Source organism: Gordonibacter sp. An230 (assembly GCF_002159915.1).
GTDB lineage: Bacteria > Actinomycetota > Coriobacteriia > Coriobacteriales > Eggerthellaceae > Rubneribacter.
Window position 1 is genome coordinate 1 of the sequence record NZ_NFJP01000042.1, and the last position, 19,998, is coordinate 19,998.

General features: G+C 64.6%; 14 protein-coding genes. 9 read left to right on the plus strand and 5 right to left on the minus strand.

The window, feature by feature from the left end:
• Nucleotides 1–101: 101 nt before the first annotated feature.
• Genes B5F40_RS14875 through B5F40_RS14890 form a run of 4 tightly spaced genes read right to left on the minus strand, consistent with a single transcriptional unit; the run spans nucleotide 102 to nucleotide 3,124 of the window.
• Nucleotides 102–782 (minus strand): hypothetical protein, encoded by a 681-nt coding sequence (locus tag B5F40_RS14875; RefSeq protein ID WP_087195057.1) that lies wholly within the window; start codon nucleotides 780–782, stop codon nucleotides 102–104.
• On the minus strand, nucleotides 772–2,430 hold the full coding sequence (locus B5F40_RS14880) for a hypothetical protein (protein WP_140396528.1): 1,659 nt from the start codon (nucleotides 2,428–2,430) through the stop codon (nucleotides 772–774). The genes B5F40_RS14875 and B5F40_RS14880 overlap by 11 nt, the downstream gene beginning before the upstream one ends.
• A gap of 3 nt (nucleotides 2,431–2,433) precedes the next feature.
• Nucleotides 2,434–2,823, minus strand: a complete 390-nt coding sequence (locus B5F40_RS14885; protein WP_087195059.1) for a hypothetical protein — start codon at nucleotides 2,821–2,823, stop codon at nucleotides 2,434–2,436.
• A 25-nt stretch (nucleotides 2,824–2,848) separates the two neighbouring features.
• On the minus strand, nucleotides 2,849–3,124 hold the full coding sequence (locus B5F40_RS14890; RefSeq protein ID WP_087195060.1) for a hypothetical protein: 276 nt from the start codon (nucleotides 3,122–3,124) through the stop codon (nucleotides 2,849–2,851).
• A gap of 221 nt (nucleotides 3,125–3,345) precedes the next feature.
• Here B5F40_RS14890 and B5F40_RS14895 point away from each other — a divergent pair, with 221 nt between their 5' ends.
• The 8 genes from B5F40_RS14895 (at nucleotide 3,346) to B5F40_RS14930 (ending at nucleotide 15,777) form a co-directional block, all read left to right on the plus strand.
• On the plus strand, nucleotides 3,346–4,773 hold the full coding sequence (locus tag B5F40_RS14895) for a Sapep family Mn(2+)-dependent dipeptidase (RefSeq protein ID WP_087195061.1): 1,428 nt from the start codon (nucleotides 3,346–3,348) through the stop codon (nucleotides 4,771–4,773).
• Nucleotides 4,774–5,019: 246 nt separating this feature from the next.
• Nucleotides 5,020–5,895: a tyrosine-protein phosphatase gene (locus B5F40_RS14900; RefSeq protein ID WP_087195062.1), complete on the plus strand. Its 876-nt coding sequence runs from the start codon at nucleotides 5,020–5,022 to the stop codon at nucleotides 5,893–5,895.
• Nucleotides 5,896–6,242: 347 nt separating this feature from the next.
• Nucleotides 6,243–6,956, plus strand: coding sequence for a LytR/AlgR family response regulator transcription factor (locus B5F40_RS14905; RefSeq protein WP_087195063.1), 714 nt, complete (start codon nucleotides 6,243–6,245; stop codon nucleotides 6,954–6,956).
• 442 nt (nucleotides 6,957–7,398) lie between these two features.
• A complete protein-coding gene (locus B5F40_RS14910; protein ID WP_087195064.1) occupies nucleotides 7,399–9,117 on the plus strand; it encodes a glucose-6-phosphate isomerase in 1,719 nt (572 codons plus the stop codon).
• 283 nt (nucleotides 9,118–9,400) lie between these two features.
• Complete coding sequence (locus B5F40_RS16770) at nucleotides 9,401–12,268, plus strand: carbamoyltransferase HypF (protein ID WP_087195065.1); 2,868 nt, start codon at nucleotides 9,401–9,403, stop codon at nucleotides 12,266–12,268.
• A 50-nt stretch (nucleotides 12,269–12,318) separates the two neighbouring features.
• On the plus strand, nucleotides 12,319–12,576 hold the full coding sequence (locus B5F40_RS14920) for a HypC/HybG/HupF family hydrogenase formation chaperone (RefSeq protein WP_087195066.1): 258 nt from the start codon (nucleotides 12,319–12,321) through the stop codon (nucleotides 12,574–12,576).
• A 707-nt stretch (nucleotides 12,577–13,283) separates the two neighbouring features.
• Entirely contained in the window at nucleotides 13,284–14,369 is a 1,086-nt protein-coding gene (hypD, locus tag B5F40_RS14925) for a hydrogenase formation protein HypD (RefSeq protein ID WP_087195070.1), read from the plus strand.
• Between the two features lie 472 nt (nucleotides 14,370–14,841).
• Entirely contained in the window at nucleotides 14,842–15,777 is a 936-nt protein-coding gene (locus B5F40_RS14930; RefSeq protein ID WP_140396529.1) for a hypothetical protein, read from the plus strand.
• A gap of 620 nt (nucleotides 15,778–16,397) precedes the next feature.
• Here B5F40_RS14930 and B5F40_RS14935 read toward each other — a convergent pair.
• Nucleotides 16,398–18,077, minus strand: coding sequence for an FAD-dependent oxidoreductase (locus B5F40_RS14935; protein WP_087195068.1), 1,680 nt, complete (start codon nucleotides 18,075–18,077; stop codon nucleotides 16,398–16,400).
• Nucleotides 18,078–18,279: 202 nt separating this feature from the next.
• On the opposite strand from B5F40_RS14935, the gene B5F40_RS14940 reads away from it, so the two are divergent.
• Nucleotides 18,280–19,701, plus strand: coding sequence for a helix-turn-helix transcriptional regulator (locus B5F40_RS14940; RefSeq protein WP_087195069.1), 1,422 nt, complete (start codon nucleotides 18,280–18,282; stop codon nucleotides 19,699–19,701).
• The last annotated feature ends 297 nt before the right edge of the window (nucleotides 19,702–19,998 follow it).

The window sequence follows — 19,998 nt, forward strand, 5'->3', positions numbered from 1 at the left end:
GGTCGCGCAGCCAGCAGGCCCACGCCCCGTAGCCCCCGTACAGCAGCGCCGCGGCCAGCGACAGGGCGAGCGCGGCCGACGCGGCGCGCCGGGCCCTCCCCTCAGCCCTCATCTCCGCCCCCTCCCAGCCAGGGGGCCTCCACGCGCAGCTCTCCCAGGTCGCCCTCGGAGAAGCGGCTCTTCCATCCGTTGCGCTCGAAGTACCCCGGGAGGAAGAACCCCCACATGGTCCACTCGGCCCACTCCTCCACGTCCTCCCGCGTCCAGCCCGTCGCCTCGAGGAACTCCCCCTCGGATATCTGCGTTCCGAAGGGGGAGCCGTCCTGCGCGAGGTACCACGTCTCCTCGAGCGACAGCGCCCCCTCCCCCGCGTCGTAGCCCCAGTAGGGGGCGACCTCGTAGGTCGCGCCGTCGAGGCCCTCGACGGCGCGCGAGAGCGTGAAGTGCACGGTCCTCTCCTTGAGCGATATCCGTATGGAGCCCCCTTCCCACTCGCCGCCGCAGTAGTACAGCCACCACTCCCTGGCGTCGTCCTCCATCTTGACGGCCAGCTTGTCCTCGGCCCCGCAGAACCCCTCGGGGGCCCACTTCCTGCTCAGCAGCCCCTTGTAGAGGCTGTCGGGGAGGAAGTCTGCCTGCCTCCCGTAGAGGAACTCGTCGAAGACGTTGCGGTCGCGCAGCCAGCAGGCCCACGCCCCGTAGCCCCCGTACAGCAGCGCCGCGGCCAGCGACAGGGCGAGCGCGGCCGACGCGGCGCGCCGGGCCTTCCTCTCAGAGCTCATGGCGGTTCTCCTTGAGGGCCTTCAGGAACGCCGCGGTGTCTTCGAAGCACGGCTCGGACTCGAGGTAGGCCACCTTGTCGGCAGTGGAGAGGCCGCTTCCGGAAGGGACGTTCGGCCCCTTCTTCCAGCCGGTTTGGATGTTCACGGCGAGGTCGGGGTTCTGGACGTTCTCGAACACCTTGTCAACCACGGCCTCGTAGCCGCCGTTGTTTTGCAGGAACAGCTCCGCGCGGGTCCACTCCCCGGCCTCGATTCCGCTGAAGTAGCGTTCGGCCGCCTCCTGGTACCCCAGCGAGCCGTCCTTCATGAAATGGAGGATGTTGTCAGCGTCGAGGTCGGCCAGGTAGTCGTCGTTGCCGAGGGAGGTGTGCTCGTAGCCTCGATGATCGTCCCTCTTTTGGATGATCGTGGCGTCCCCGAGCCAGCCTGACGCGTCCTCGCGCTCGCCGCTGCCGCCCGAGAAGCAAAGGTCGATAAAAGAGCTGTGGAAGTCGAGGGAGGTTACCAAGCCGGTGGCGAGGGTGATGCAGTGGTGGGCGAAGTCGGCCCGGCCGCCCCCTGCCCAGACGTCGAGGCGCGCGTTCCAGAAGCGTTCGAACTCCTCGAGCGAGGCATTCTCGCCGTAGGCCTCCTTGTAGGAAGCGAAGAAGGCGTCTCTTTTTGACGGGTCGTTCTTCCAGTCGAGTTCGTCTTTCTTCCCGCCCGTCATCTGGTTCTGCAGCCTCACGTTGTAACGCAGTCTGCGATACTCCGCCGCGGACAGCCCTAGGAAGGAGAACACCACTTCCTCTTTCACTCCGTACACCACATCGCTTTCGGGGTTGGCGATTTTTTGGATTATGATCAGGGCTTCACCCGCCACTATATCCCATTGCGATCCGCTGTAGGAAAGCCCGCCTATCAGGCGCAGGTACAGCCAGTCCAGCTGCTGCTGCGTCGCGTTCGGCAGCTGGTTGCGCAGCCCGCTGTACACGGTCCACAGGCTTTCGGCCGTCTCGTCGTCGAACCCGAACCGCTCCTTTTGGAGCTTGACGAATGCGGCCTTCGTGGTGCCGTAGAACGCGCGCTCGGCGTTGGCCATCCATGCCGCGCTCTGCTGGTACGAGAATCCGCTTTCGGGATTAAACTGAGCTGTGGTCAGGTAAGACAGTCCTGTACGCACAATGTCGAGGGCGGCCGAGGAGTACAGCCCGTTGGTCTCGGCGCAGTAGTCGTACACCTTCGACAGACGGTTTCCCGTGTACTCGTCCAAATCGCGCAGAGAATCGAGGTACCTTGGCGACAGTCGCGCGCCGAGGTGCCCCTCGAGTTCGTATATCGTGGAGCGTATGCTGTTCTGCTGCTCGATCAGCTGCTGCTCGCTCACGCGCCCCGCGCCGCCCCAGTAGGACGAGGCGGCGTTTTCGAGGCGATCGTTCATCCCTTCGAGCTCTTCGGCCGCGTTCGCCACAGCGAGCCACCACGCTGCCCACGCTTCTCCGAAATGCCGCTTGATCGAGTCCCATGCTTTTCCTTGCAAGACGACTTCCTGCGAGAATGCGATGCAGGCGCTCCTCCTATCTATGGCGTCTTCGCGCAGCTGCCGCAACGCTTGGGTGTCGTTTGCTGCTTGGCGGCTTGCTTCGGCCGGGCGTATCTCTATTCCCATGGGTCACCACTTCCAATCCGCGTCGGAGCGCTTCTCGCCACGCGCTTCCAGCGCGCGGCACTTCCGGCTCCATGCGTCGTGGGCTTCGTCTATCCTCCGGTCGATGCGCGCTATCTCGGTCCGTGCGCGCGCAGCCTGCTCGCCAAGGCGCTCGTCCGTTTCGGATGAGGCGAACCTCAGGTTGGATTCCGCGTTCTCGAGGTGCCAGCGGTCTTCGGGTGGGCATGATTCCGCAAGTGTCTCGACGATGGCGCGCGCGTTGCCGTCCACCCACGATTTCAAGTGCGAGGCATCCTCTATCTCGAGCAGTTTTTCGCGCTGGGCATCTTGCTCTCGCTCGAGGGCTGCGATCGCGCGCTGGTGGCGTTCGAGGGCTCGTTCGAGTTCGTGCATGGATCGTCCTCCTGTCGGTCGGCTCTCACCGGGTTGCCCGGATGGAGGATGCCGCGCTGTGGTCGGTATCCTCGAAGGCTTGGATTACCTGCTCGATCTTGGCGATGTCGTCACGGAATTGGTCGAGGCCTGAGAGGGACGTCGTGCGCAACGCGGAAAAGGCGTCGTATCTTCCCTGATCTGCAGCGGTGTTGTCGTCGTAGACCTTCTCTGCGGACTTCAAGGTTGCGATGCTGTCGCATCCTTCTCGCAGCATGTTCTGGTACAGGGCGGCCGTTGAGCGGTTTGCGACGATGCTCATGCGGATCTTCTCCTCGTTTCGCTACCAAAGCTTTATATAATTGGAACACTATCATATAAGTCGACCGTGAGATCGCGGGGAAAGGGGGTCCGAGCGCGATGCGAGGGAAAACGGCAGACGATCGACACAGTTCCGTTTATGTTCCGTCCATCTGGCGCATCGGTGCTCGATGACGCATAATAGGCCGAAACGCACGCGTATCCGAGAGCAGGGAGGCACCTATGGAGCACGAAGAGCTAACTGGAAAGATCGACGCCTATCTCGAGGCTCATTGGGATGCCATGGTGGAGGACATCGCCACCCTCGCGCGCATCCCCAGCTTCGAGGAGCTGGACAAGGCGTCCGAGGGAGCGCCGTTTGGCCCCGGTCCGCGCAAGGCGCTTTCGGCGGCGCTCCATATGGCGGCTGACATGGGGTTTCAGACGTGCGATGTGGACGGTTACATCGGCTACGCCGACTTTCCCGGCGCATCCGACACGCAGCTTGGCATCATCGGCCACATGGATGTGGTGCCAGCCGGCCCCGGTTGGACGTTCGAGCCGTACGACGTCACCCGCAAAGACGGCTACCTCGTCGGCCGCGGCGTGATCGACGATAAAGGCCCCAGCGTGGTGGCCCTGCACGCCATGAAGTTCTGGAAGGACATGCAGGACGCGGGCGAGGCACCGCGCTTCCCCTACACGCTGCGCTTCCTGTTCGGTGCGAACGAGGAGACCGGCATGGCCGACGTGGCCTATTATCGCGAGCGCTACGACGATCCGGCCTTCCTGTTTACTCCCGATGCCGAATTCCCCGTGTGCTACGGCGAAAAGGGAGGCTACAGCGGCTCGTTCTCCAGCAAGATCATCCCCGAGGGCGAGCGCGTGGTGGTCTCGTTCACGGGCGGTGCGGCCACGAACGCGGTGCCCGGCATCGCCGAGGCCGTGGTGAGGGCCGACGCCGCCACCCTGCCTGCCGCCGAGCGCCTTTCCATCGTCGCCGACGGCCAGGGCCGCGCCCGCATCACCGCTTCGGGCAAGGGCGCGCACGCCTCGCTGCCCGAGACGGGCGTGAACGCCATCGGCCTCATCGTGGACTACCTCTTGGCCAACGATCTGTGCTCTCCCGACGAGCGGGCCTTCTTCGAGCTCGATCAGAAGCTGCTCGCCCACACCGACGGCAGCGGCCTCGGCATCGCGTGCGAGGACGAGCACTTCGGGCCGCTCACCGTGGTCGGCGGTACCATCAAGATGGAGAACGACCGGTTCGTGCAGACGCTCGACAGCCGCTATCCCACTTCCATCACGGCCGACGAGATCGCTGCGCGCCTCGGACGGCTCGTTGAAGGGGTCGGCGGATCGCTCGGTGAGGCGCACGTGATGCCGCCGTTTCTCGTGGAGCCGGACAGCCCGGTGATCCAAGCGCTGCTCAACGCCTACAACGAGGCCACGGGCGAGGATGCCAAGCCGTTCACGATGGGCGGCGGCACGTACGCGCGCAAGTTCTCGTGTGGCGCGAGCTTCGGACCCGAGAAGCCATGGGTCGAGGATCCCGCCTGGGTGGGCCTCATGCACGGCCCCGACGAGGGCGTGAGCGAGGAGCTGCTCAAGCAGGCGTTCAGGATCTACGTGCTCACCCTCGACAAGCTTATGAGGCTCGATTTGCGGTAGGTGCGGGCGCGTCGGGTTCTTGCCGCTTCTGCCGACCCCTGCTTCCGCGGTTTCGCCTGCGCGCCTTGGCGCGGTCGTGCGGCGAGGGCGGGGCGTCTGCCTCCGCGGTCCGATGGGGGAGGGCTCCGGGGTCCTCGTCGGGCGGTTCGGCGGCTCGATGCTGCTTTGCGGCACAAAGCGATGGAGAGCCCATCGCCCGTTTTCGTTGCAAGACGCTCGCCGCTTTGTTGCGAAAGGTTCTGATCCATGGTCGATGTTTCTTCCGATGCCATCTCGATGCCCCCCGTTGCCGACGCCGAGGGGCCCGAAGGCGCCTTTGGCGGCCGCATCGCGCTCGAAGGCCTGCCCAACACGCGCGACCTTGGCGGTATCCCCGCCTCCGACGGCCGCATCGTCGCGCCCGGACGGCTCATTCGCTCCGGCTCCCTCGACCGCGCCACCGAGCGCGACCTTCGCACGCTGCTCGACGATTGCCGCGTGCGCACGGTCATCGACCTGCGCACGGAGGAGGAGCGCCGCGAGCGCCCCGACCCCGAGGGGGCCATGACGGGCGTGCGTTTCGTGAGCGATCCGGTGCTCAACACGGCTACGCTCGGAATCACGCGCGAGGGCGGTTTTCTGGGCGCGTTCAGGGCCCTGCGCGCACTCAAAAAGGATCCGGCCGGCGTCATGGAAGGCGTGTACGAGCGCTTGGTCCTCGACGAGGGCAGTCAGCGCGGCTACGCCCGATTCTTCGACGATGTGCTGGCCGCCGGCTCGAAAGAGGGGGCCGTTCTATGGCACTGCACGGTGGGGAAGGACCGCGCCGGCTTGGCGACGGCGCTGCTTCTGCATGCGCTCGGCGTCTCGCGCGATGCCGTCATGGCCGACTACCTGGCCACCAACCATTATGTGGCGTCGCATGCGCAAGGCGTTGCGGACGCGTTGGCTGCGCATGGATTGTCCAGGGGGCTCGACGAGAGCATTCGCGTGCTCAACTCTGCCGACCCCCGTTTTCTCGAAGCGGCGTTCGCGGCTGCAGAGCGCGTCTTCGGCGATCTCGACGCTTATCTGCGCGACGCCCTTCGCATGACGGATGATCGGCGGGCCTCCTTGCGCGACTGCTATCTTGCGCGCGCTTAGCGCCGTCGACGAAGCTTTGACGCGTCGAGCGCCATGCGTGCACTTCGGCTTTCGGGGCTGCGGGCTCTGCGTTCGCCGCTCCGTCTCCCGGGCGTGCGTCCTTTTCCAGGTCGCCTTTCCGGGCCGGCATCCTTGGCCTCGCGCCGCGTTGCCCGCTCGTTTTCTCCCGCCGTGCGATCTCGTACGATACGGTCGGGTGCGGCGTCCGGGCGACTCCGTCCGCAACTTCCTCATTCCTTCCGGCGAAGGATTCTTCCGAACTTCGGGCTTTTGCGCGTGGGTAGGTCTCGATGCCGTATAATACAGCCGCGGTACTGATTGCAAGCGTTCGAAGCGAGGAGGCCCTGGTGTTGAAAGCGATGATCGTCGACGACGAGGCTCCCGCGCGCTCGGAACTGAAGTTCCTGCTCGACGAGCTGGGGCAGACCGAGGTTGTCGCCGAAGCTGCCAGCGTGCGCGAGGCCATCGAGAAGCTGAAGGAATATCCCTGCGACGTGATGTTCCTCGACGTGAACATGCCCGAGGCCACCGGCCTGCAGCTAGCAGAGGCGCTTCAGCACCTCAAGTTCCCTCCGGCCGTCGTCTTCGTGACGGCTTACAGCGAGTTCGCGCTCGACGCGTTCAAGGTGAACGCCATCGACTACTTGGTGAAGCCGGTTGAGACCGAGCGGCTGGCTCAGGCTATCGCGCGCGTGTGCGAGCATGTTTCGCTGCACGTGCAGGCGCAGAAGTCCGAGCGCATTCCCGTCGAAAAGGGCGGCAAGAAGATTCTCATCGGCATCGACAAGATCCGCTTCGTCATGGCGCGCGACGATTACGCGTACCTGCAAACCGATGCGGATCGTTATTTCTCCACGGTGAGCCTTGCCCAGCTGGAAAAACGCCTCGACGGCCACGGGTTTTTCCGTGTGCACCGCGGCTATCTGGTGAACCTGTCCATGGTGGAGGAGATCGAATCGGTGTCGGGCGGCACTTTGCTGCTCACGCTCAACGGCGTGGACGAGAAGATTCCCGTTTCGCGCCGCCGCGTTTCGGCCCTTAAGAAGGCGCTGGGGCTGTAGGCGTACGCTGTCTCGCGTGAAGGCGGCCCGCTCTTCGGAGCGGGCCGCTGTGCGTTGAGGGCGGCGATAGCCGACGAGCGCCGAGGGGCGTTTTCGGCATCGGCATGCGGCTCCTGTCTATGTTGAGGCGGGATCGCATCGGCCAGGTCGGCCTGCTGCGCATATCTCGTCGCACGCTGCCTTTCGCGTGTTGCGCCTCTTGCTCTGCATCTTGATCTTAACAGCGTTGTTTTTCAGCTAATAAGCCCTTTTCGCTTGCAGCCAACCCCTGCTTCTCCCATCTCTCTTACCAAGCGTTGCCGGTCTTTCCGCAGATGCGGTTGGCGTCCCCCCGCGCTTCCCCCGTCTTCGTTCACAACTCCATCACAAGGATGCGGCCGGCGCGGGCGCGCTTCGCACGCGTTTGCTAGAATGAGAAAACTTACGCAGAAAGAAGGTGTCCATGCTGTCTGGTGATATGGAAAAACTGTATCCTTCCGCCAAGACGCTCGTGAAAGAGTGCGTTGCCAGCCGCCTCCACGGCAGGGACGCGAGCCTGTACGGCTTCTCCGACGAGGCGCGCGCGTGCGCCGAGCGGTTCATGGGGTGGACGGATCTCGCCAGCAATCCTCCCTACCCGCTCGAGAAGATACAGGCGTTCGCCGATTCCATCATCGAGCAAGGGCTGAAAACCGTCGTGCTCATCGGGCAGGGCGGCTCCACTCAAGCGCCGATGACCATCACGAAGTACAACAAGCCCGACTCGTCGAAGATCACGTTCAAGACGCTCGACTCCGACTCCCCGGTGCGCGTGCGCGCCATCTTGGCCGAAGTGAAGCCCGAAACCACGCTGTTCATCATCTCCTCGAAAAGCGGCAGCACCATCGAGCCGCGCTTGGCCCTGCGCGCCGTGCGCGATGCCGTGGCCGATCGCATTCCGCCCGAGGAGCTGGTCAAGCACCTGGTGGCCGTCACCGATCCCGGCTCCGAGCTCGAGCGCCAAGCTCGCGAGGAGGGGTGGGGCGCGGTGTTTTCCGGCGAACCGTCCGTGGGCGGGCGGTTCTCAGCCCTGTCGGTGTTCGGCCTGCTGCCGGCTGCGCTCGTGGGCGTCGATTTGCGCGAGTTCATGGAACATGCCGTGAAGGCCGAGCGCCAGTGCAGCGAGGACGCCATCGACAACCCGGCCATCGGCCTGGCCTCGTTCCTGTACGACAACTACCTGCAAGGTCGCAACAAGTTCTCGTTCCTCACGCAGAAGCGCGGCCGCGTACTGGGTTTGTGGATCGAGCAGCTGGTTGCCGAGAGCCTGGGCAAAGACGGTCAGGGCATCCTGCCGAACATCGAGGTGGACTCGCTGCTGCTTACGAAGGATCCCGGTGATCGCAGCGTCATCGTGTACCAGACGCAGAACAACCTGTGGGACGAGCGTCGTAACTTCGAGATGAGCCTGTCCTACATTGACCCCACCATTCCGCGCGCGAACTTCAAGATTGACTCCGTTATGGAGCTGGCCGAGCATTTCGTGATGTGGGAGTACGCCATCGCCATGTGCGGCTATCTCATGCGCGTCTGCCCGTTCGATCAGCCCGACGTGGCATCGGCGAAAGAGGCCGTGCTCGCCATCCTGCGTGACGGCCAGCCCGAGCCCGACTTCGTGCAGGACTTCCTCGGGGGCGTGCATATGGGAGAGGCGGAGGTGCGCCTGTCGCCGTGCTTCAAGGACTGCACGGACGTGCGCGGCGCGCTCAGGGCGCTCTTGAGCAGCATTCAGCCAGGCGACTTCTTCGCGCTCAACGCGTTTCTTCCGTTTACCGGCGAGGGCCGACGCGAAGCGCTCGAGACGATCCGTCACGGTGTGGCCGATAAGCGCGGCGTGGTGTCCTGCCTGGAGGTCGGCCCGCGTTACCTGCATTCGACGGGTCAGCTGCACAAGGGCGGACCGAACTGCGGCGTGTTCCTCATACTGTCGGCCGACGAGCTGAAGGACATCCCGCTCGGCCAAGAGGCCGAGAGCCTCGGGTCGCTTGCGAAGGCGCAGGCGTCCGGCGATCTCGTGACGTTGGCCGATTGCGGTCGCCGCTGCGTGCATTTGCACCTGCCTGACAACTCGGGTGTGACGTTGCGCCTGCTGGCAGAGGCGATCATGGGGATCCTCGAAGAGCTCGAGGCGTCGGCGCGCTAGCGATCGCGAGGCGAAAGCCGAGCTGCGTGGCGGCTTGGCGCAACGGTGCGTGCGACGGCTCGGCGGGTAGGAAGGGCGGCTGTGCGACGGCACGAGGACGGCTGTGCGCGGCGCGGCTGCACGATGGTGCGGTAGCCGTTGCGGCGGTGCTGCGGTTCGGCACAAGGTGGCGTGTGGCGGCGTGGCGGCTTGGAGCGCAACGGGGCGGCGCCACGCGAAGCGAAACGGGAGAGGGCGGTCGAAAGGCCGCCCTTGCAGGTTGAAGGCGAAGCGGAGGCTCGGAATGATCGAAGCGCTCGACATCCAGGTGAAGGGCATCGTCCAAGGGGTGGGGTTCCGCCCCTTCGTCTATCGTGCGGCGAAGAAGTGCCTCGTGGACGGTTGGGTGCTCAACGCCGCCGACGGCGTGTTCATCCATGCGGAAGGGGAGGGCAAGCTGCTCGACGAGTTCGTGCTCGAGTTGTCCGAGAATGCGCCCGCCGCCGCACGTGTCGAGGAGATCTCGCTCAAAGAGGTGCCGCTCGAAGGCTTCGATTCGTTCGAGATCCGCTTTTCCGACGGGGCGGCCGTGGAGAAGACCACGCTCGTGTCCCCCGACCTCGCCACGTGCGACGATTGCGTGCGAGAGTTGTTCGACCCGAACGACCGTCGTTATCGCTATCCGTTCATCAACTGTACGAACTGCGGTCCTCGCTTCACCATCATCGAGAAGCTGCCCTATGATCGCGCCAGCACGTCCATGAGCGATTTCCCCTTGTGCGAGCTTTGCGCCTCAGAGTACGGCGACCCGCTCGATCGTCGCTTCCATGCCCAGCCCAACGCGTGCTTCGCGTGCGGTCCGCATGTGAGTTGGCGCGAGCATGAAGGAGGCGACGCGTCGGCGCCGCTCGGCCCGACATCCTGGGGCGCGACACGCCAAGAGAGCGACGCGATCTTCGCGCGCGCCGTTGAGCTCTTGGCGGCGGGTGGCATCGTGGCGATGAAGGGGCTCGGCGGCTTTCATCTTGTGTGCGACGCGAATAATCCCGAGGCGGTGGCGAAGCTGCGCGCGCGCAAGCGGCGCGAGGGAAAGGCGTTCGCCGTGATGGCTGCCTCGCTCGATGACGTGCGGAGGGTGTGCGAGGTGGGCGAGGCGGAAGCTGGCGTGCTCACGGGGACGCAGCGCCCCATCGTTCTTTTGCGCAAACGCCCGGACGCGACGTTCGCCCCCGGTCTTGCCGACGACCTGCCGGAGCTAGGCGTCATGCTGCCCTACACGCCGATGCAGCACCTGCTCCTGCGCGACTTCGCCGATGCGGCGAAGGAGCGGGGATGCAATTTGGTTCCGATGCTCGTGATGACTTCGGGGAACATGCACGACGAGCCTATCGTCGTCGACGACGAGCGCGCCTATGGGGAGCTGTTCGACATCGCCGACGCGTTTCTCGGCCATAACCGCGCCATTCGTACGCGCTATGACGATTCGGTCGTGCGCGTCGTCTCCGCCGGCGGTTCGGGCACGGCCGTGCAGTTCATCCGCCGCGCTCGCGGATACGCCCCCCTCCCCCTTCCCCTTGCGCCTTCTGCCGCCGTTGGTTCCTCCTCGTGCGACCGTGCCCCCGACGCCCTTGCGCGCGAAGGCGAGGGCGAAGGGAAGGGGGAGGCTTTTGGCGTCCCCTCCTTCGACGGTTCTTCTTGCGATGCGCGCGGGGCGGCCTCCGGTGCGTCTGCTCTCGATGGCGCCGATTTCGCCGCTTTCTCCGAATGCGCTGCGGAATCGTCCCGCGTCCCCGCCTGCGCTTCTCGCACCTCAGCGAAGGTCGCGGCAAAAGGGGGCGCGGCAGCAGGGGGCGCCGGAACCGGCGCAGCATCGGGGGAGGGCGCGTCAGTTGGCGCCATCCCTTCCGTTTTCGCTGCAGGCTCCGAGCAAAAGAACACGTTCACGCTCACGCGCGACGCCGAGGCGTTCGTGTCGCAGCATATCGGCGACATGGAGAACGCCGAGACGTACGATGCTTGGCTCGCGGCCAAAGGTCGCTACGAGGCGCTGTTCGAGATCTCGCCGACCTTGCTCGCTTGCGACCTGCATCCCGAGTACCTCGCATCGAAATGGGCGCGCGAGCGCAGCAGCGAATGCGGGCTGCCTCTTGTGGAGGTGCAGCATCATCATGCGCACGTCGTGTCGGCGATGGCGGAGCACGGCCTGGACGGTCCTGTGTGCGGCATCGCGTTCGACGGTACGGGCTACGGTGTGGACGGCGCCATCTGGGGTGGGGAAGTGCTGTTGGCGAACCGTACGGCGTTCGAGCGGTTCGCCAACTTCGCCTATGTGCCCATGCCCGGCGGTGCAGCCGCGGTGCGGCATCCGCTGCGCATGGCCTACGGGGCGCTGTGGGCGTTCGACCTGCTCGATCATCCTGGCGCGGCGCGCGCGCTCGAGGGGCTTGGCGAGCAGGCGGCTGTGTGCGACCAGATGATCGAGCGCGGCATCAACACCCCCCAGACTTCGTCGGTCGGGCGATTGTTCGACGCAGCCAGCGCGCTTCTCGGCATCTGCACCGAGCCTGCGTACGAAGGCGAACCCGCCATCCTCTTGGAGGCGGCCATTGGCGCTCCGTCGGCGGGGCGGCTGTCGGAGTCGGCCTGCGCCGTTTGCCCCGATGCCGCCCATCGTGATTCTTCCAGCAGCGGGCAAGCGCATGTTTCGCATGAAGCATGCGGTGCCGAACGGGGGGAAGGGGGAGGCGCCGCGGCATCCGAACGTTACGGTGTCGCCGTTCTCAAAAACACCGCAACCGCTTCGAGCACCGCGCAGGACACGTCCGTCGTTTTGTTCGATGCGGCCCCTACGTTCGCCGCATTGCTCGACGATCTGGCGGCTGATGTGCCCATTTCCGCTATCGCCCGTCGCTTCCACGATGCGTTCGTCCAGGCCATCGTAACGGCGGCTGAGCTCGTGCGCGCCATGTATGGCATCGAGACGGTGGTGCTTTCCGGCGGCGTGTTCATGAACCGCTATCTGTTGGAGCACTCGCTCGTTGCGCTTGAGGCCGCGGGATTCACGGTGGCCATCAACCGCGATCTGCCGCCCAACGACGGCTGCATTTCGTTCGGCCAAGCTGTGGTAGCATGGGCAGCGAACGGAGAGGGCGTCGTCAAGGGCGACGCGTGAGGCGCGCGCTGTCGCAAAGCCGCGCCGCAATTCGAAAGAAGGCATGAACCATGTGCTTGGCCATACCCGCGAAGATCATCGAGATGAAAGACGACCACTTGGCGACCGTCGATATCCTGGGCGTGATGCGCGATATCGCGCTCGATCTCACGCCGCAGGCTGGCGTGGGGGATTTCGTGCTGGTGCACGCCGGATTCTCCATTGAGGTGGTGGATCCTGACTACGCGAAGGAGACGATCGACCTCATAACCCAGTTCCCCGAGCTGGCAGGAGACGAGATGCCCCTCGGAGAGGAGACGGCCCGATGAGCGCGGTCGAGTCCGATGCAGGTGCACGGCGCGTGCGCGGCGGGCAGATGCACGGTTCCGACCTACCCGAAGCGGAGCCTATCGCGAAGGCGCTGCATGTGCGTGCGGAAAGGGTCATGAAAGCCGGAGAGGGAACAGATGTTTCACGTGAAACATCTGCCGTCCATCCTGCCCATCCTGCTCCTGTCGAGGGCCGCATCGTCTCCGCCGCTTCCTCCGCCCGTTCTGCTTCTGATGCGGACGGTGCTGCAGTCGGTAGCGCCGTCAGTGCGGATGGCGCCGTTGCTGCAGCGTCTGACAGCGCTAGTGCGGACGGCGCGGTAGTCACCGCCCCTGCCGCTTCCGCCGCCGCGGCTGCGGCTTCTGCCGGCGTCGCAAAGCATTCTGCCGCCGCTTCCTCCGCCTCTCATTCCGCCGGCGCGGGCGGTGCTGTTGCCGGCAATGCTGTTGCTGCCGCCGCGGCAGCCGACGGCACCGCTGTCGTTCCAGCCTCCGCTGCCGCAGCCTCCGTCGCTGCCACCCCCGTCGTCGCCTCCGTCGCTGTCGCAGCCGTTCCCATCGCCGCGAAGCATCCTGCGGCTTCCTCTTTCGCGGCTCCTCCTATTGCCGCTGATGCCTCCCATCACGCAGCCTCGGCTGCGGAGCGCTCCGCAGCCTCCCATTCCGCCGCCCCTCTGCACGAGGCGCGCGCGGTGGACGCCGCCGAGATGCAGCGGGAGCTTGCGGCGTTCAAGGATCCGCAGCTAGCGCGCGGGCTCATCGAATCCATAGGCAAGCTGGCCCCCGCAGACGGCGCCACGCTCATGGAGGTGTGCGGCACGCACACCGTCGCCATCGCGCGCAACGGTATCCGCAACCTCATGCCGCAGGGGACGCGCTTGGCGAGCGGTCCTGGCTGCCCCGTGTGCGTGACCTCGAACCGCGACATCGACACGGTCATCGCCCTCGCGCGCATCCCGAACGTCACCATCGCCACGTTCGGCGACATGACGCGCGTGCCGGGTTCCACGTCAAGCCTCCTGAAGGAGCAGGCGGCCGGCCGCAGCGTGCAGATCGTGTACTCGCCGCTCGACGCGCTCACGCTGGCGGCCCAGCATCCGGAACGCGAGATCGTGTTCGTGGGCGTGGGCTTCGAGACCACCACGCCGCTCGTGGCGATGGCCATCAAGCGCGCCGCCGCGACCGGTTTGAAGAACTTCACCGTGTTCGCCGCGCACAAGAACATGCCGGGTGCGCTGGAGGCCATCATAAACGACCCGCAGCTCAAGCTGGACGCGCTCATCCTTCCCGGCCATGTGAGCACCATCATCGGCGCCGCGCCGTACGAGTTCTTGGCGAAGAAGTACGGCATCCCCGGCGTGATCACAGGTTTCGAGCCGGTGGACGTGCTGCAAGGCATCGCGATGATCATGCGCCAGCTGCACGAGGGCCGTGCGGAGATCGAGATCGCCTATGCGCGCGGCGTCATGCCGCAGGGCAATCCCACCGCGCTGGCCGCCATCGACGAGGTGTTCGAGACGTGCCCCGCCATCTGGCGCGGCCTCGGGCGCATCGACGGCTCGGGCTATCGCATTCGGGAAGAATTCGCGTGCTTCGACGCCGTGCGCCGCTTCCAGCCCGAAGTGGAGCCCACGCAGGATCCGAAGGGCTGCCGTTGCGGGGACGTGCTGCGTGGCATCATGGCGCCGAGCGAGTGCCCGCTCTTCCGCACGGTCTGCACGCCGGAGAACCCGGTTGGTCCCTGCATGGTGTCGAGCGAGGGCAGCTGCGCCGCGTACTATCGCTACTATTAAAATTGCGGTCGACGTCTCGCGGGGTTGTTAGACGTGGGGCGAAGGATCTTCTGCGGCATCATCCGTGGCAGCTTCTTCGAAGTTTCTTCCCTGCGTCTCTCTTCCCTTCCGTACTCGGCAGCAATTGTCCCTGCTAAAAAGGCTGATATGAATTCATGTTCGCTGATCCCTGAGCCGAGCTTATCCTGGCCGGGCTTCTCGGAAGGTCCCTTCCCAACGGGAGGGGCCTCTTGCGGCACCGGCGGTGTCTCGCTCGGCAGACCGATCTGGCCTATGCCAATCTTGGTTTAACATAGGTCAACGATCTCGCCAGTACGAATTTGCATTTATGAACGATTTTTTGTAGATGGAAGAATTATCACCTGGTATTTTGTGGAAATGGAGTTATCTTTGAGCTCAAAAACCGTTCATAAATGCAAATTCGTACTTCCATATTCTTCCTGAAAACGTGCGCAGGCTCTATGATGGGAGCATGGAACCCGTTCTGAGCCATACGTCAGCGTTGGAGTACTGGAGATCGGTGCGCATCGGTTCGCGAAGCTTTCGCTTCGTGCAGGATGCGCGCCCGTTGCTGGATGCGCCGCCAAAGAAGGGGTCGCTTGCCGAACCCGGCCCTTGGTGGCTGAAGCGCCCGCTTCACGTGCTGGTGTCGAACGACGCGGCTCGCCGTTCGTCGCGAGAAGCGGTCAGCCATGTGCAAGGCGGCCCGCTTCCTCCCGGATCCGTCCTCGACAGCTGCAATGGGTTCTGTGTGTGCTCGCCCGAGTTGACCTTTGTCCAGATGGCCACCGTTTTCTCGTTGGCAAGGCTTATCGAGCTGGGCTTCGAGCTGTGCGGGACGTACGATGCGGCGGACGGCGACGTGCGCGAATGCATGCCGCTGACCAGCGTGGACAAGCTTGCCTCGTACGTCGCCTCCCTCGGTCGCGTGCATGGGAAGCGCAAGGCGGCTCGCGCGCTACGCTACGTCGCGAACGGTTCCGCCTCCCCGCGGGAGACCACGCTGACGATGCTTCTGTGCCTGCCGTACGCGCTGGGTGGCTACGGCATCGAGATGCCCTTGCTGAATCGCCGAATCGACTTGACCAGGCGCGCCCGGCGCATTTCGGGGAGGAACTACCTTGTGTGCGATCTGTTCTGGCCCGACGCCATGCTCGACGTCGAGTACGACGGCGGCAAGCATGCCGATCCCGGCCAGATGTCGAAAGATTCCATGCGCCGCGATGCGCTGCTGTCGATGGGCATCGCCGTGGTCACTGTGACGAAGTGGCAGCTCGACGACGGTGGGGGCCTCAACGGCATCGCGCATGTGGTGGCTCATCGCCTCGGAAAGCAGCTGCGCTACAAGGACCCCGAATTCACCCGCGTCAACCTCGACTTGCGAAGCGAGTTGCTGGGGCGCCGTTAGTATGCAGGGAAGGGGGCTTCCTCAGCAACGATTATGGCGGTTCTCCCCAAGAGCCTGCGCCGCGGTGTTTGTCTGCCGGACTTTTTTTCGCCGCGATTTCCGTCTGCCGTGATCGCCCTGTGCCGCGATTCCCTCCTGCCGGATTCCCGTCTGCTGCGGTTTCTCGTGCCGCGATTCCCTCCTGCCGGGCTTCCCCCTTCGCCGCAGTCCTCCCGTGCCATGGTCTTCCTGTGTGCGGTCCCCGCCTGCCGCGGTTCCCGTCAAATCTCGATAGCATAAATTTGCATTTATGAACGATTTTCGAGTGTTTTAAAAATCGTGAACTGGCGTTTCTCTGGCGATGATTTCCTTCGTCCATGAAAAATCGTTCATAATTGCAAATTTATGCTATAGGAGACACTCCCGAGTCTGGGAAACACGCTTGCGCTCTTCTGTGCCCTTTCGGCATTGCGCGGCTTTTCGGCTTCTCGTCTGCACCGCCTCGCTCGGGGCGATAACTCCTTCTTGCGGAAAGCAGCGCTCGCCGGAAAGCAGCGCTTTCCGGCGAGCGTGCCATTGCGACATCGCCGGGGAGGGGGGAGGCGCGTCGCGGGGTCGTCCATTGTCGATGGGGCGCGGCGCTATTCGACCGCGTTCGCAAGGGCGCTTTGCGCCGAGATGCGCCCGAACACCAGGCACTCGGCTACGTTGCCACCGCCCTCGTAGTAGTGGCCCCAGATGGAGCCGAACTCGCCGGCCGAGTACAGGCCGGGGATGGGGTTGCCGTCGTAATCGAGGATCTCGCCCTTGGCGCTGCGCACGGGACCGCCGTCGGTGTTGAGGAACGACGGAGCGCACAGCTGCGCGTAGAACGGCGGGGTCTGCACCGGCACGAGCGTGCTTTCAGGACGATGGAAGTACACGTCCTTTCCGTTGGCGCAGCATTCGTTCCACTGGCTCACCGTGGTCGTCAGCTCCTCGACCGGCACTTCCATGAGGGCGGCCAGCTCCTCGATGGTGTTGGCCGCATACGCGTAGCCTTTGGAGTCGGGCGTGGAGCCGTCGTCGGAAGGCGGGATGGCGCCCTTCGCAAGCCCTTCGGAGTCGAACACGAACCACGCCTTCGAGGGCATAGGCATGTGGGGCCATTCGCCGCCGAACTGCATGTGGCCGTGGCGCGAGCCAACGTGCACGGTCATGTCCGAGAGGTAGGGGTACTTCTCGCGCACGTTGTAGCCGTCCCAGTCCATGTAGAAGCGGCGTCCGTTGATGCCGACGGTAATACCGAAGCCCTTGGGAGCGGGCTTGTAAATGGGCGGGTTCGTGTACGAGGTGTTCTCGAGGTCGCGTCCGGCCATCCAGAACCCGGCCACGTTGTTCATATGCCAGAAGTCGGCACCGAGACGCGCGCAGATTCGATGCCCGTCGCCGGTGTTCATCGATCCGGCAGCTGGAACGGCGGCGCCCTGGCCCAGGTAGTTCTGCATCATCTCGGGATTGTGCTCGAATCCTCCCAGGCACATGATGACGCCGCGCTTGGCGCGGATGCGCTTCTGGTCCTTCTCGCCTGCGATCACGCCCGTCACGGCGCCGGTTTCAGGGTCTTGGACAAGGTCGACGAGCGGCGTGCTCGTGCGATAGTCCACGACGTCGTCGTGCTGCGCAACCGCTTGCTCCAGGAACACCTGCACATGGTTGGGCCCTTTCACCTCCACGTCCTTGTTCTTGCCGATGGCGAAGTATCCGAACGCGTACGAGTTCTCCAACTCGTGGTACTCGGCGTTCTGCCCCTCCGGATCGGTCGCGGGCTCGGTGATGCTCATCTCATCTTTGTTGGCTCCCAGCTCGATGACCCAGTCGTACACCCAGCCAAGGCCCTCCGCGTAGGCGTCGATCACGTCGTCGGGCGTCGTGCCGTGGGCGAGCTCTTTCAGGTACGAGGCGAAGGTGGGTACGTCGTTCGTCCAGATGGCGTCTCCTTTACAGAACGGGCTGTTGCCGCTGGGCGTGGAGCCTTTCTCGATGAGCAGGCACGTTGCGCCGTTCCCCTCGGTGGCGACGGTTAGCGCGGCGGCCTGGCCGGCGATACCGCCGCCCACCACGATCACGTCGAACTCCTCGTCCCATGTTCCGTCCGCGGATGTGCTCGCGCTTTTGCTCGAGCCACCGGACGGAGCGCACCCGGCCAGTCCAATAGCGGCTGCGCCCGCAAGCGCCATTCCAGCGGTCTTCATGAACCCGCGGCGCGTCTGCCCGACGCCGTGGCCGAGAGAGGGCTTTTCTCGCTCGTCCTGGGTCTCGTACGGTTTGTCGTTGCTCATGGTCCCTCCTTGCTTGGCGGTGAATCGGATGACAACGCATCGATCATCCTCGCTTGCACCGGTTCTGGCTATCGTCGAAAAGGGAGATTCTTGCTAATGGAGGTCATCCCCAAAACGGATGATGTTGCGTCTGGCCTCGTCCGGTGTATGATGATGCCTCCGAAAAACGTTGGGAAGCGTTAGGAGGAGGGGAGGGGCCGACTTGGACTCTTTGAGACGTTATCGCGTTGCGTGCTTGGTGGCTGTGGGTTGGGCTTTGCTGGCTGCCTGGGCCGACTTGTTCGGCCATTCCGCAGGGTTCGCCCAGTCGTATTCGGGATTGACCGGACTTGGAAATATGCGTATTTACTGGTTGACGGGCCTGCTGCTTCTCGCTGCGGCCATGGCGGTGTGCCCCGGCAGGTTCGAACGCGCTCGACGCATCCTGTTCTTCTGCGTGCCTTTGGCGGCTTCGTTTGGCACGATGGCGTTCGCGGTTGCTCCGCAGCAGGTGTTTTTTCAGCCGGAGACGGTCGCGCTTCTAGGCATTGTGGTGGCGGGAGCCGGATACACATGGTTCACCTGCCTGTTCTGCGGCATTTTGGCTGAGACACAGAACATGTCGTGCGCCATCGGCGGCATCGTGGCAAGCCTGGCATTGAAGACCGTCCTCGTGCAGGTGCTCACAGGTGTGCTTTCGGAGTCGACCCAAGTGGGACTTGCCATTGCGTTGCCGTTTGCCATAGCTGCGTTGGCCAGCGCGGCAGAAAAGGGCCCCTGCACGCGCGTGGAGCATGACGAGTGGCGGCCTGCGTCCGGTTCGCCGGCCCCGTATCGATATGTGGTTCCGCAAGTTCTTGTGGCCGCGTTGGCGGTGGCCACGACGCGCGTGCTCACGCCGCTGGGCTTCTTTGGCGACCCGCTCCACCAGTTCTCAGGCGCGGCGCTCGCTGCCGTGGGCACGGTGGGCGTGGTGGCCGTGCTCGTGGCGCTTTCGTACGCGGTGCTGGTCAAGCGCGTCAAGATTCATCTCAACCGACGATTTATGCCTGCGTTCCTCGTGGTGGTCATCGCGTTTTTCGTGTCGGCCCTCACCCCGCAGTGGCAAGGGCTCGCCTCTGCCGTCTCGGAAGTTCTCATTACGTCGGTGGAGGCCTTGACCCATGCGCTGTTCTGGACGCTGACCGTCACCGCGATTCGCCTGAAAGGCGCTTCCCTGTTTCGCACGGTGGGCTTGGCGGCGGGGTTTTACGACGTGGTGTCCATCGTGTGGGTGGCGTGCTTCTTCGATTTGGGCGTGGCGAACAGCGGCATCATCCTTCTGGTTGCGCTTGCTTTGGTGATCTTGGTCATCTGGCTGACAGATCGCGGTGGGGGAAGGGAGCGCTCCGAAAATCCCGCCGAGCTGATCGTCGACCGTCGTGGCGAGATAGCCGAGCGCGCCGGGCTGTCCCCGCGCGAGACAGAGGTGTTCATGATGCTCGCGCAAGGGCGCTCGCGGGCGTTCATCAGCGAAGAGCTCGTGCTGTCGGAGGGCACGGTGAAAACGCACATATCCCATATCTACGCCAAGCTGAACGTGCATGGACGCCAGGAGATGTTCGACTTGCTGCTTGCCGAGGATCCGGATGCGGAGCGGCCCTGATTTCCGTCTCGCGCTCGATTTCTGTCTTGCTGCGCCGTCGTCGTGCCCGCCGCCGGTCAGGGAACATGGAGCTGCGTCGTCGCTTGGCCGATTTCCTCCCGCCGCAGGTGGCGCGTCTTGCATTCGCTCCGGCGTCCGCATTCGCTCCGGCGGCTTCGGCTTCGCACGTGCCGGCCTGCGAAGCCTTGACGGAATTGTGGAGTGTCCGCATTCGTTCCTTCGGGGGGGGGGGGGGGGGGGGGGGGGGGGGGGGGGGGGGGGGGGGGGGGGGGGGGGGGGGGGGGGGGGGGGGGGGGG

Excerpts from the sequence above, each read along its gene's own strand:
- hypD (WP_087195070.1), top strand. The coding sequence starts at position 13,284 with ATGCAGCGGGAGCTTGCGGCGTTCAAGGATCCGCAGCTAGCGCGCGGG.
- B5F40_RS14895 (WP_087195061.1), top strand. The coding sequence starts at position 3,346 with ATGGAGCACGAAGAGCTAACTGGAAAGATCGACGCCTATCTCGAGGCT.
- B5F40_RS14900 (WP_087195062.1), top strand. The coding sequence starts at position 5,020 with ATGGTCGATGTTTCTTCCGATGCCATCTCGATGCCCCCCGTTGCCGAC.
- B5F40_RS14880 (WP_140396528.1), bottom strand. The coding sequence starts at position 2,430 with ATGGGAATAGAGATACGCCCGGCCGAAGCAAGCCGCCAAGCAGCAAAC.
- B5F40_RS14910 (WP_087195064.1), top strand. The coding sequence starts at position 7,399 with ATGCTGTCTGGTGATATGGAAAAACTGTATCCTTCCGCCAAGACGCTC.
- B5F40_RS14890 (WP_087195060.1), bottom strand. The coding sequence starts at position 3,124 with ATGAGCATCGTCGCAAACCGCTCAACGGCCGCCCTGTACCAGAACATG.
- B5F40_RS14885 (WP_087195059.1), bottom strand. The coding sequence starts at position 2,823 with ATGCACGAACTCGAACGAGCCCTCGAACGCCACCAGCGCGCGATCGCA.
- B5F40_RS14935 (WP_087195068.1), bottom strand. The coding sequence starts at position 18,077 with ATGAGCAACGACAAACCGTACGAGACCCAGGACGAGCGAGAAAAGCCC.
- B5F40_RS16770 (WP_087195065.1), top strand. The coding sequence starts at position 9,401 with ATGATCGAAGCGCTCGACATCCAGGTGAAGGGCATCGTCCAAGGGGTG.
- B5F40_RS14875 (WP_087195057.1), bottom strand. The coding sequence starts at position 782 with ATGAGCTCTGAGAGGAAGGCCCGGCGCGCCGCGTCGGCCGCGCTCGCC.
- B5F40_RS14930 (WP_140396529.1), top strand. The coding sequence starts at position 14,842 with ATGGAACCCGTTCTGAGCCATACGTCAGCGTTGGAGTACTGGAGATCG.
- B5F40_RS14920 (WP_087195066.1), top strand. The coding sequence starts at position 12,319 with ATGTGCTTGGCCATACCCGCGAAGATCATCGAGATGAAAGACGACCAC.